General features: G+C 40.9%; 14 protein-coding genes. 11 read left to right on the top strand and 3 right to left on the bottom strand.

The genetic code is table 11. The features are described from left to right. Positions 1-24: 24 nt before the first annotated feature. The 10 genes from JCM19038_RS24840 (at position 25) to JCM19038_RS03750 (ending at position 7,529) form a co-directional block, all read left to right on the top strand. The gene (locus tag JCM19038_RS24840) at positions 25-768 is read left to right on the top strand and encodes a dihydroxy-acid dehydratase (protein WP_307189943.1); all 744 of its coding nucleotides are present in this window, start codon (positions 25-27) and stop codon (positions 766-768) included. Then, on the top strand, positions 769-1,704 hold the full coding sequence (locus JCM19038_RS03720; RefSeq protein WP_042414677.1) for a U32 family peptidase: 936 nt from the start codon (positions 769-771) through the stop codon (positions 1,702-1,704). Positions 1,705-1,783: 79 nt separating this feature from the next. Beyond that, positions 1,784-2,542 (top strand): IclR family transcriptional regulator, encoded by a 759-nt coding sequence (locus JCM19038_RS03725; protein ID WP_042414686.1) that lies wholly within the window; start codon positions 1,784-1,786, stop codon positions 2,540-2,542. A 51-nt stretch (positions 2,543-2,593) separates the two neighbouring features. Next, positions 2,594-3,496, top strand: a complete 903-nt coding sequence (locus tag JCM19038_RS03730; RefSeq protein ID WP_042414688.1) for a fumarylacetoacetate hydrolase family protein — start codon at positions 2,594-2,596, stop codon at positions 3,494-3,496. Positions 3,497-3,586: 90 nt separating this feature from the next. After that, positions 3,587-5,038, top strand: coding sequence for an alpha-ketoglutaric semialdehyde dehydrogenase GucD (gene gucD / locus JCM19038_RS03735; protein ID WP_042414690.1), 1,452 nt, complete (start codon positions 3,587-3,589; stop codon positions 5,036-5,038). Positions 5,039-5,066: 28 nt separating this feature from the next. Further along, a complete protein-coding gene (locus JCM19038_RS03740) occupies positions 5,067-5,936 on the top strand; it encodes a DctP family TRAP transporter solute-binding subunit (protein ID WP_238554269.1) in 870 nt (289 codons plus the stop codon). An 8-nt stretch (positions 5,937-5,944) separates the two neighbouring features. Next, positions 5,945-6,097 carry a hypothetical protein gene (locus tag JCM19038_RS23300; RefSeq protein ID WP_238554270.1) on the top strand — a complete coding sequence of 51 codons (153 nt, stop codon included), beginning with the start codon at positions 5,945-5,947 and terminating at the stop codon, positions 6,095-6,097. A gap of 314 nt (positions 6,098-6,411) precedes the next feature. After that, a complete protein-coding gene (locus JCM19038_RS24845) occupies positions 6,412-6,738 on the top strand; it encodes a hypothetical protein (RefSeq protein ID WP_307189944.1) in 327 nt (108 codons plus the stop codon). Continuing rightward, positions 6,735-7,238, top strand: coding sequence for a mechanosensitive ion channel family protein (locus tag JCM19038_RS24850; RefSeq protein WP_307189945.1), 504 nt, complete (start codon positions 6,735-6,737; stop codon positions 7,236-7,238). Before JCM19038_RS24845 ends, JCM19038_RS24850 begins: the two co-directional genes overlap by 4 nt. Positions 7,239-7,292: 54 nt before the next feature. Further along, a complete protein-coding gene (locus JCM19038_RS03750; RefSeq protein ID WP_042358146.1) occupies positions 7,293-7,529 on the top strand; it encodes a hypothetical protein in 237 nt (78 codons plus the stop codon). Positions 7,530-7,572: 43 nt separating this feature from the next. Here the strand turns inward: JCM19038_RS03750 and JCM19038_RS20360 are convergent, their stop codons facing one another. The 3 genes from JCM19038_RS20360 to JCM19038_RS03765 all read right to left on the bottom strand — a co-directional run bounded on the left by JCM19038_RS20360 (position 7,573) and on the right by JCM19038_RS03765 (position 9,888). Then, the gene (locus JCM19038_RS20360; RefSeq protein ID WP_052361032.1) at positions 7,573-8,457 is read right to left on the bottom strand and encodes an N-acetylmuramoyl-L-alanine amidase; all 885 of its coding nucleotides are present in this window, start codon (positions 8,455-8,457) and stop codon (positions 7,573-7,575) included. Between the two features lie 388 nt (positions 8,458-8,845). Continuing rightward, on the bottom strand, positions 8,846-9,025 hold the full coding sequence (locus JCM19038_RS03760) for an S-layer homology domain-containing protein (RefSeq protein ID WP_042414693.1): 180 nt from the start codon (positions 9,023-9,025) through the stop codon (positions 8,846-8,848). 5 nt (positions 9,026-9,030) lie between these two features. Then, positions 9,031-9,888, bottom strand: coding sequence for a C40 family peptidase (locus JCM19038_RS03765; protein ID WP_052361038.1), 858 nt, complete (start codon positions 9,886-9,888; stop codon positions 9,031-9,033). A 425-nt stretch (positions 9,889-10,313) separates the two neighbouring features. Between JCM19038_RS03765 and JCM19038_RS03770 the strand changes: the two genes are divergently transcribed. After that, positions 10,314-11,117, top strand: a complete 804-nt coding sequence (locus JCM19038_RS03770) for a DUF6612 family protein (RefSeq protein ID WP_042414696.1) — start codon at positions 10,314-10,316, stop codon at positions 11,115-11,117. Positions 11,118-11,485 lie beyond the last annotated feature (368 nt).

Genomic DNA, 11,485 nt, shown 5'->3' on the forward strand with positions numbered 1-11,485 from the left:
TGGTATGCCGACCCTCAGCTTGATATGTTTGATAACAAAGTGGCTCAAGTTCTTTATTTTGAAAATGAGGAGGATGCGAATAAAGAACTGTTGGACGATCGCTTATTAGAGAATTTGAAGCAACGGGAAGTATTTCAGAAGTCTCATCTACTTGCGCAACTTAAAAAGAACGACTCAGCTTCTTATCAAGAATGCCTCGAGATGAATACGGAGCAGCTTTTTGATTACATGATTGAGAATGAATCACTGAAAATTGCTATTATTATTGCTGGTCAGGGGCCTGAGGCTTATGGGATGCCAGAGATGTTCACACCCATGCAACATATAAACACCAACAGGAAAATGAAAAAACTAGCTACAGTAATCAGTGATGGCAGATATTCTGGAGTGACTTTTGGTGCAGCCATTGGCCATATGACTCCAGAAGCCAAGAACAATGGCGGAATTTTGTATTTGCAAAGTGGCGATCTCCTTCACATTGGATTAAGAAATAAAAAAATAGATTTTCTGGAGGTTAGAGAGGACCATGAGGTAGAAGTTAGCAATCGTTTCAATCAGATTACGAATCAACGTAATGAAGTTGCCAATCTTCGCAAGGAACGGATGAACAGGCGGATGAAACGGGTAGCTGCATCAAATAGGATGCCATACCATACTGATGCTTCTGAAGGTGTTGTGCCACACTTAATCAAAGACGAGGCGGATAAAGACTATGTTCCAATATTGAAGTCTGTATCTATTGCTAATGTAGAGAAAGAGAGGATATAAATGAAAGAAACGAGACAGTTTATACAATCGTTAGGTTTCCCAGATTCTGATTTGAACGATTTACCGACTTCTAAAAAGCGTTTTCCAGATGGAGCTCAATATCGAATTGAGATCCCTAGTGTTGAAGGACCAGAAGCTGTCAAAGCAGTTCTATCGGCAAAAGAAGTCCATCAAGTTGACATCCATCGTATTTCACAAGGCAGTGGTATTATGCTGTTAACTGACGACGAAATAATAGAGATGAGAGATTTATGTAATGAACAAAAAATTGAGCTAAGTTTATTCGTTGGACCGAGAGGAACGTTTGATGTTACAGCGATGCAGCGTGCAAGTGCAGGTCAAATCGCAGGGCTTCGTTCTCAAGGCATGAACCAGCTTGTGTATGCGATAGAAGATATTAAACGTGCTTGTAAATTAGGTATTCGAAGCATACTTGTTGCTGATGAAGGCCTTTTAAGCTTAGTAAATGAGGCAAAGAAAGGCGGTCAGTTGCCTTCAGATCTAGTTGTGAAAGTATCTGTTCAAGTGGCACATGCGAACCCTGTTTCAATTCGTATAATGGAGACGATTGGTGCCAATACCTACAATGTACCGACAGATTTAACTTTAGATAAACTTGCGGCGATTCGTGAGGCAGTTGATATTCCGATAGATATGTATGTCGAAGCACCAGATGATGTAGGTGGATTTATTCGATACTACGATATCCCAGAAATTATTCGAATAGCGGCTCCGGTGTACATTAAGTTTGGCTTGAGAAATGCCCCGAATATTTACCCTTCAGGGACTCATCTTGAGGATACTGTTGTGCGATTGACGAAAGAGCGAGTAAGAAGGGCGAAATTAGGTCTGGATATTATTCAGCGATATGCACCGGAATTAAACATGTCACCTGCAGGAAGTATAGACCTTGGGCTTACCAATGTAAAAGTATGACGGATTAGGGTTACAGTTCTTACATTAATGTATGTGATAAAATGACGGTACATTTGTTGTAAGGACGAGGAGGATCACCATGCCAATTATTCAGTCGGTTGACCGTGCTTTAGGAATTTTAGATCTATTCAATGAGTTCGATTCAGAATTGAAAATTACAGAAATAAGCAAGCGATTAAATCTCCATAAAAGCACGGTGCATTCACTACTAAAAACTCTAGAGAAGCATGATTATATTGAACAGAACGTAGAAAATGGGAAATACAGGCTCGGACTTAAGCTTTTTGAGAGAGGGAATTATGTCATAGCAAGTCGTGATATAAGAACAATGGCTAAAGATCACTTATATGAATTATCTAAAGAAACAGGCCAAACCGTGCATCTGGTTATTCAAGATGGGCAAGAAGGTGTTTACATCGATAAGGTTGAGGGAGCAGGAGCCACGGTGTTTTATTCAAGAATTGGCAGAAGAATACCTTTGCATTGTAGCGGTGTCGGTAAAGCGCTCATTGCGTTTCAAGCCGACGATGAGATTGCTAAGACATTGGAAGGATATTCATATATAAAACGCACAGAAAACACAATTACTGAGCAAAACTCTTTTATGAATGAAATTGAAAGAATTAGGCAAAAAGGATACGCAGAAGACGTTCAAGAAAATGAACCAGGCATTCATTGTGTCGCAATACCGATTCGTAACCATAACGGTCACGTTATTGCTGCAATTAGTATTTCCATGTCGGCAATGAAAATAACAGAAGACATCATTGCCCAGTTCGTTCAATTATTGACAAACACGAGCAATAAATTGTCTGCAGAACTCGGTTACGAATACTAAAATGAAGCCGTCATATTCTTGGACGATTATTGAAGGGAAATGGTGAGGAAAATGAATATATTTGTCTATGAAGATAGTGAACAGAATGTTCAGTTGGGAGCCCGAACAGATGAGGGGTTATTATATTCTTTACCCTATGAAAATTATCATCGTTTAATTGAGGTTTCGAGAGAATTAGACAAAACTCCTTTAAGCATCGTTCAAGAAGAAATTAAGTTGAATAAACCACTTTCTATTCCATTTAGTTCATTGAAGTTAAGAGTACCCATTGAAGCTCCAGAAGTATGGGCGGCAGGCGTCACGTACCAAAAGAGCCGGGAAGCCCGCAACTATGAAGCTACTGAAGGTAAGTTAGATGCAAGTACGTTTTACGATAAGGTTTATGATGCAGTAAGACCAGAATTGTTTATGAAATCAACGGCTGCCAGAACGGTGGGACCTAACGAGGAGGTTTGTATACGCTCAGATTCCCAATGGCAGATACCTGAACCAGAGCTTGGGTTAGTTTTATCTAGTTCTGGGGAGATCACAGGGTTCACTATTGGTAATGATATGAGCTGCCGAGACATTGAAGGTGAAAATCCGTTGTACCTCCCTCAAGCAAAGGTCTGGCATCGTTCTTGTTCAATTGGTCCGAGCATTCGTCTCGTGGAAACTGTTAAAAATCCTTATGATATGGAGATCAACTGTAAGATTTACCGTGATGAACAACAAGTTTTTTCAGGCAGTGGCATGATTAGTCAATTAAAAAGAAAACTGGAGGAACTGATTACTTTTCTTGTAAGGGACAACGATCTATTTGAAGGAACGATATTGCTTACAGGGACGAATATTGTTCCACCAAATGATTTCTCACTTCAAGAAGGGGATCGTATTGAAATAGAAATTACCGATATTGGTATACTTTGCAATACCGTTCAGAAGATTCAAGTGAAAACAGTGACACTAGGATGAAACCGGTGAAAAGGCTCTTTATGAGATGTGTACGTAAGAATTTACTTTATTATAGGAATAGTCAAATTATATAAACGGAAGGATGATAGTATGTCACAAATCTATTTAAATCTCGTTAACGGTGAGTGGACAAAGTCGTTAACTGGCAATATAGAAGAGAGTAGAAATCCTGCAAACTACCATGAGGTCGTTGGTATGGTTCAAGACTCAAACCTTGAAGACTTAGATAAAGCCATACAAGCTGCCAATAGTGCGAAAGAAGATTGGCGGAAGTTAGCCGCACCTGAAAGAGGAGTATTTTTACAAAAGGCAGCAGACATATTAGAAACGAAAATCGATGAAATTGCAGAGACAATGACGAAAGAAATGGGTAAAACATTACCAGAGGCGAAAGGTGAAACTGCTAGGGGAGTAGCAATTTTACGCTATTATGCAGGAGAGGGTATGAGGAAAGTTGGGGACGTAATCCCATCGACAGATGATCAAGCACTGATGTTTACGACTAGAGCACCTTTAGGTGTTGTTGGTGTGATCACCCCATGGAATTTCCCGGTAGCTATTCCGATTTGGAAGATGGTACCGGCATTAGCTTATGGAAATACAGTTGTTTTGAAGCCTGCTCAAGATGCCTCGGTCACAGCAACCAAGGTGGTTGAATGCCTACATGAGGCGGGGATTCCAAACGGTGTTTTGAATCTAGTTACAGGCAAAGGTTCAATCATTGGCCAAGGAATTGCAGATCATAATGAGGTGAACGGCATTACTTTTACAGGGTCGGATCAAGTTGGAAGGAAAGTCGGTCAAGCTGCACTTGCTCGTGGTGCAAAGTATCAACTTGAGATGGGTGGTAAAAACCCAGTAATCGTTGCTCGGGATGCAAATCTTGATTTGGCGGTGGAAGCTACTGTAAGTGGTGGACTAAAATCAACTGGTCAAAAGTGTACTGCAACTAGCAGAGTGATAGTCGATGAAACTGTTTATGAAGTGTTTAAAAAGAAACTAATAGCAAAAGTAAAGGAAATTAAAGTAGGGAATGGACTGATGGAAGACGTATGGATGGGACCATCAGTAAATGAACATCAATTAGATACGGTCATGTCTTATATTGAGAAAGGGAAACAAGAAGGCGCGGACCTGATATATGGGGGTAATCGGTTAGAAGATGAAGGACTAAAGAACGGTTATTTCGTGGAGCCTACCATCTTTGATCATGTGGAAAATGATATGGTAATTGCTCAAGAAGAGATCTTTGGGCCAGTATTGGCATTGATTAAGGTTGCTAATCTAGAAGAAGGCATTCAAATTGCCAATGATAGTGAATTTGGATTGAGTGCTTCTATTTTCACTTCGAATATTCAAAATATGCTTACATTCATTGACGATATGGAAGCCGGGCTTGTACGAGTAAATGCTGAAAGTGCAGGTGTTGAATTGCAAGCGCCTTTTGGAGGCATGAAAAACTCGAGTTCTCATTCTAGGGAACAAGGTGAGGCAGCAATTGAATTTTTTACATCAATTAAAACGGTGTTTGTTAAAGGTTAATCAACATACAGGTGAGGAGGTGTAAAGAATGAAAGCACTTCTAAGTATTACGATAGTTTCGTTGTTATTTCTTTACGGTTGTAATCCTGCAGAAGAAGTTTCGACAGAAACTGAAGCTGCCGTAGATCAACAGACACTAAGGGTTAGCATTGGACTTAATGATCGTCACCCTCAATATAATGGAATTGTCAGATTTAAAGAGCTGGTAGAAGAGCAAACAGACGATTTTGAAATAGAATTGTACCACTCAGGTCAAATAGCTGGTGACCGAGTAGCTGTTGAAATGTTGCAACTTGGATCACTAGATATTACGATTCCATCGACATCACCATTGATCAATTTCACACCTGAATATGGAGTGTTTGATCTTCCTTTTACGATACCCAATTCTGAGGTGGCTGATGAGTTGCTAGATGGAGAGTTTGGAGACCGGATGTTGGATTTGGCTGAAACACAAGGAATGGTCGGTCTAGCTTGGTGGGAGAACGGATTTAGAAATCTTACAAATGATGAACGGCCGATTGAATCAATTGATGATTTACGAGGGTTGAAGGTGCGGACGATGGAAAGTGATATCCACTTAGATACGTGGCAAGCTCTAGGCGCTAATCCTACGCCGATGAGCATGTCGGAAGTATTCAGTGCATTGCAGCAAGGAACAGTTGATGGTCAAGAGAATCCATATCCGACGATTCATATGGAGAATTTTTCAGAAGTGCAGGGGTATTTGACGGAAACGTTGCACACGTACACCCCTTTCATCTTCTTAATGGATAAAGCAGTTTGGGATAAGATGAATGTGAACAACAGGAAATTATTCAAACAGCTGCCGTTGAAGCGGGTAAATACAACCGCGACATTAACAGAGAGACTGCAGAGGAAAGTTTACTTACTTTAGAAGAATCGATGAACTTTAACCGGATTAGTGATGAAGAATATATACGCTTTCAAGAAGCGGTGAACCCAGTTATAGAAAAATACAGTGATATGATTGGAGAAGAGATCGTAGAGGATTATCTATCCGAAATTCAAGAAATTGAGTCCAGACTGAATAATTAAAGTCGCAATGCTGTCTTAGTACAAAGACAGCATTGCGACTTTGCGTTTTGAAAATTTGGAGTCGTGAGAGATAGACATTCATAAGAACCTTGTTGTTTATGTTGTCTATTTATCTATGAGTATAGACCAGAGGTGTTTTTTCAAGAAGAAAACTGGTGTATGGATCATCAATTTGATAAGCAAAGCTGTTAAGAGTCCAGATGACGGGCTCTTTTTGTTTCCAGGGTTCTGTTCATTGATATCTAGTTTATTTAATATTACTTAAGGGTAATATGGCTCGAGGAGACAAACATAAAATGTAGGGAGTGCAAGCAATGTTTGATTTTGATTTCCAAGCGATTATGAGCGCTGCAATTCCAGTGCTAATTGAAGTTGTACTCATTGTCGTCGGGTATTTGATTGTTCGTGCAGTCGGCGCGTCGGTGATTACACGGATCTTTAAGACGGTATCAGAGAAGCGTAACATTCATCCAGGACGAATTAAGACGCTAAAGAACTTGGTTCATAGCATTTTTACGTACGTATTATTATTTGTATTCGTGCTCGTCTTCTTAGGTGCCTTTGGCGTTGAGATTATGCCAATCTTAGCTGGTGCCGGTGTTGTCGGACTAGCTGTTGCGTTCGGTGCACAAGGCTTGTGAGCGATATTGTGACGGGTTTCTTCTTATTAATAGAGAAACAAATTGATGCAGAAGATTATGTAACGGTAGCAGGGCTAGACGGGATTGTGGAAGAAGTCGGTCTTCGTACGACGCGAATTCGCGGTTTTGACGGTACCCTTCATTTCATTCCGAACCGTGACATTACGAGTGTAAGTAATCATTCCAGAGGAAATATGGAAGCATTTATTGACATCGGAATCTCTTTCAACGAAAATATCAATGAAGCCATTTCAGTGCTTCAAAAAGCAACGAAAGAGTTGTATGAACAAGACGAGAATATCGTCGAAGAACCTTATGTTCTTGGGGTGTCTAGCTTCGATGAATACGACATGAAAATTCGCATCCTAACGTACACAACGAACATGAATCAGTGGGCTGTTGAACGTAAGCTTCGCCAAGTGTGTAAAGAAGCGCTAGAAGAAGCGGACATTCACATTCCAGTGCCAAAGCAAGTGTACGTGGAAGAGAAACAATCGTAGTAACGCGTTGACTCACCAGGAAACAAATTGAGGGAAAAGGGGAGCAGGGTTCTGGTGGATGCACTGCAGATGTTAAGGAATTTTCTCATTGCGTTTTTAGTCCTCATGACCATCATTGTCATTCCGTTAAGTATATTGGCAGTGGTGAACCCAGACGAACACGGCGTACCTGTCGGCACGATGATTAGCATCTCCATCGGCGCGGTCGTGTTTGTGATTAACAACCATCTTATTCGTAAATTCGAACGACGAATTCAGAGCCGAATGAGAGAAAGTGAATCACATGGATAAAGCTACCGAGTTGAACTCGGTAGCTTTTTTTGATTGTGTACAATTATAATGACTGAACCGCACGTAGAATGGCACGGGCGCTTTGATCGCGCATGAGGTCGGTCTGTTGCAAGCTTCGGTCGTACCCATTTGTCATAAAACCAAATTCAATAAGAGCTGCAGGCATCGCAGTTTTCCTTAGGACAACGTAATTGCTTGGCAACACACCGCGATCACGCATGTCGATCTCACGAACAGCTTCAGATTGCAAAGCATTAGCGAGCGTCTGGCCAGCCGCGCTACCAGGAGCATAGTAAGTTTCAATGCCATTTGCGTCTAAATCAAAGGAAGCATTAGCGTGAATGCTAATAAAGATATCCGCGCTTGTCCCATTCGCATATTCCGCGCGATCGTCCAAGGCTACAAATGAATCATTTGATCGGGTAAGGCTGACATTGTACCCGGCGTCCGTTAGGTAAGCTGCTGCACGATTGGCAATGTCTAGTGTGATTTCTTTTTCATAGAAATTGTGTACAACTGCTCCGGGGTCTTGTCCACCGTGACCCGGGTCAAGGACAATCCGTTGAATGGAACCGAGTGGAGCGCCGTTTAACGGAACCGTCTCTGCTTCATCTTGTACGACTGTGTCTTGGGCATCTGCTTCTTCAGATGCATCAACACCCGTTTCTGTGATGTAGTCGAGGCTTACGTAACCCGTACGGCCATGATACGTAATTTGACCCCAACCATTACCTATATCTAAGTATTCAATCGTCTGACGATCCACTAACGAACCGACGACCGGTGACTCAGTGTTTGCACTATCACGTACGAGCAATGAGCCGTTTGTATCGACATAGCCTGTTTGATAGGCATGTACTGAGATGGGGAAGAATAGAAATAAAAGGAAGATTGGTACGAATGATAACAACAATGATTTCTTCGACATGGACGAACCCCTCTCAAAAAGTAATCTATGAAAATAGAATAATCTAATCGTAAGAGAATTGCTTTCGATAAGCAAGGGAAATTCCTCGCCACTTTTCGCTGAGAAAAGAACGATTCTCATACAAATTTGGAAAGGTTTGTTGAAGAAAGAAGAGGAAAAACATTTTATCAAAAAAAATTTAAAGAAAAAGGTTTAGAAACCGTTCAAAACGTGAATACAATAACTAACCCCATACCCCCTTAGTATAATAGATGATCGTTCGCAACCCCCTGAGCGAATGATCCCCGATGAAACATAGATGACTACACCGATGTAGCGTCGCAGTTTCCTCGGCTACATATGAAGAAACCCGCCTCACGCAAATGCGGAGGCGGGTTTTGGTTTACAATTAATTATGAATGTCTATTGCACGCTCTAAGAAAATTGCGAAGTGTGCACGGTTTGTTGCACGCTCTGGTTGGTAATTTCCATCAGCTGTTCCTGTAGAAATTCCTGTTCCTGCAAAGGCCATAATTTCTTCGAAGTATTCGTGTCCATTGATATCATGGAATACATCGCCGCCTTGCATACCTTCTAGCTAAATGCGCTATAGAACACAGCAGCAATTTCCCCGCGAGTAATGCTTTGGCTAGCTCTAAATTGTTGGTCCGTTACAATGTTGTCAAACAAACCTGCTTCCTCTACCGCTGAAATTACTTCTGCTTGATGGTGGCTAGAGGATACATCCTTATAAGAAGGGTTCCCATCGCCTTCTAATCCAAGTGTGCGAGCAACGAGTGCAGCGGCTTGACCACGAGTAATCTCTTGGTTTGGACGGTAAGTACCGTCTGGATAACCATTAATAATATCAGATTGTCCGAGGTTTCTAATTTCATTGAAAGCAAAATGACTTTCACGGACATCATGGTAATATCCAGGCTCTAATGGTTCCGGCTCTGGTTCCGGTGATGTCTCAGAAGCTACCTCTTCTTGTTCAGTAATGACACGCTGTGCACCTACATAACGGCTGCCCCAATAGTAAGGGTCGTTAATGCTAGCAATTGAGACTCCTCTAGAAGAAGCAGAGTGAATCATGTCACCGCCACCGATGTACATTCCTGAGTGTGAGACACCGCGACCAGACGTATTAAAGAACACGAGATCTCCTGGTTTTAAGTTGCTTTTAGAGACGCTGTCTCCTGCACTCGCTTGAGCAGCAGCAGTCCTCGGTAAGCTTTGGTCAATCGCTCTGTCAAAGATATAGACAAGATAACCTGAACAATCAAATCCGCTCGGGCTTGTCCCCCCGTAACGGTATGGTGTGCCTAAATGCTTCTTACCCTCTGTAATTACTTGGTCGGCTGCGGATTGGGCGTCTGCTGTTTCGACGTCTGCAGAAAACACCGACAGTGCAAGTACTGCACTTGCCGCAGTCATTAGAAACTTGCGCAATGGAATTCCCCTTCCCCTGTAGCTCCCCTGCTACGGTTCATAATTTTTAGTAGATTGTTGTAAAACGTTGTATGTTGTAGTTCTAATAGAGTTCATCGATAGTTGGATATGTAAGTTACTTTTCAACAATTCATAGTCTATCATAGGCATTTAGATGTGTGCCTTTACAGTTGTGTAACAAGTTGGAGACATAATGAAACATTTTCTCGTAAAAAGACGTCAAATCATACAGCATCTTTACGCACATGCTGTAGATTAAATTCACAACAGACCGATAGCTGTCGTATTTCGATGAAAGGATTCACATAATAAGCATTCCAGAATAAGATCACGAGAATGTAACAGAACTGTAACAAGCCTATACAAAAAAACCACCATCCGCTAAAATAAGACCGTACTAGTTAATCTTCAATAAAGGAGTTCTTATGAAAAAACGAACGATTGCACTCGGAACAATGCTCATGATGGTCGTTGTGTCTGGATGTACAACGACAGAAAACCCGGAAGATATTTTCAATCGTTCTAAGACGGTTCTTGATGAATCGACGGAGAGCGTTCACTTTAAACAATGGCAAAATCTTAATATTAATGGAGAGAGTATGAATGCGAATACTCGAGGAGCACTTCACCTTCAACCACTTGAGGCTTACTTGATTAGCACTCTTGATCTTGTCGACTTCAATGAACCGTTAGAGTTTAGAATTCAGATCGATGGCGAGGAAGCTTACGTAGAAGAGGAAGATGGCACACGCCAATTCGCGGATGACATTCAAAGCAGTTTTATTGATATGATAAATCCAATTGATGAAATGAATCGTTATGAACCGTTCCAAGAATCGATGTTAATGAAAGAGATTGAAGATTTCTATGAAGTGTCCTTTCGTACAGACCAAGAACAACATATTCCATTGGTCATTGATAAGATGGAGCAATGGGGAATGATAGAAGAAGAACTGAATGAGGATCTTTCTGACGTAGTCGAAATTGAACGAATTGACATGGTCGCATTTATTGATAAAGAAACGTACGAATTATATCAATTTGATACTCGGTATCGTTTCACAGTGGAGTTACAAGGAGATTTACAACAAATCGATGACCAACAAAGCGTTATCTTCGAACATTGGAATGAAGTAGGAGAAGACCTTGAGTCATTTGTATATGAAATCATCGCTGAAGAACAACGAGAATCCGAAGAGGATGAAGACGAAGAGACAATTCAGGACTAAAGAAACCCGTTACCTTCCTATATAACAGGTAACGGGTTTCTTTGCGACTTCTTCCCTATCTATCATTTGACAGATTATTTAAGTTTCATATGCTTGAAATAGTCATATTTAACCATGATGAACTTTCTAATTCTAATGATTTGTCAAAAAAACAGAGACAATATAACCTAAAAAAGACACTTTTTCTAAGAAAAAATGAAAAGAACTAGCAATATTTGCCTTTATCCTGTAAAATTAGGGTAACTTGTCGAAATATCAAAAAGTTCAGGACTGCCGATGTGCTTCTTCAAAAAAATTAAGCAAAAATAACCATTTTTGTTTGACATGCCGAAAAAGCACTCTATATAATGAGTGATGGTAGTCTTGCA

Source organism: Geomicrobium sp. JCM 19038 (assembly GCF_000698125.1).
GTDB lineage: Bacteria > Bacillota > Bacilli > Bacillales > Marinococcaceae > Geomicrobium_A.

Excerpts from the sequence above, each read along its gene's own strand:
- JCM19038_RS03720 (WP_042414677.1), top strand. The coding sequence starts at position 769 with ATGAAAGAAACGAGACAGTTTATACAATCGTTAGGTTTCCCAGATTCT.
- JCM19038_RS03760 (WP_042414693.1), bottom strand. The coding sequence starts at position 9,025 with ATGCAAGGCGGCGATGTATTCCATGATATCAATGGACACGAATACTTC.
- JCM19038_RS03740 (WP_238554269.1), top strand. The coding sequence starts at position 5,067 with ATGAAAGCACTTCTAAGTATTACGATAGTTTCGTTGTTATTTCTTTAC.
- JCM19038_RS03725 (WP_042414686.1), top strand. The coding sequence starts at position 1,784 with ATGCCAATTATTCAGTCGGTTGACCGTGCTTTAGGAATTTTAGATCTA.
- JCM19038_RS03770 (WP_042414696.1), top strand. The coding sequence starts at position 10,314 with ATGAAAAAACGAACGATTGCACTCGGAACAATGCTCATGATGGTCGTT.
- JCM19038_RS24840 (WP_307189943.1), top strand. The coding sequence starts at position 25 with ATGTTTGATAACAAAGTGGCTCAAGTTCTTTATTTTGAAAATGAGGAG.
- gucD (WP_042414690.1), top strand. The coding sequence starts at position 3,587 with ATGTCACAAATCTATTTAAATCTCGTTAACGGTGAGTGGACAAAGTCG.
- JCM19038_RS23300 (WP_238554270.1), top strand. The coding sequence starts at position 5,945 with ATGAACTTTAACCGGATTAGTGATGAAGAATATATACGCTTTCAAGAA.
- JCM19038_RS20360 (WP_052361032.1), bottom strand. The coding sequence starts at position 8,457 with ATGTCGAAGAAATCATTGTTGTTATCATTCGTACCAATCTTCCTTTTA.
- JCM19038_RS03730 (WP_042414688.1), top strand. The coding sequence starts at position 2,594 with ATGAATATATTTGTCTATGAAGATAGTGAACAGAATGTTCAGTTGGGA.
- JCM19038_RS24845 (WP_307189944.1), top strand. The coding sequence starts at position 6,412 with ATGTTTGATTTTGATTTCCAAGCGATTATGAGCGCTGCAATTCCAGTG.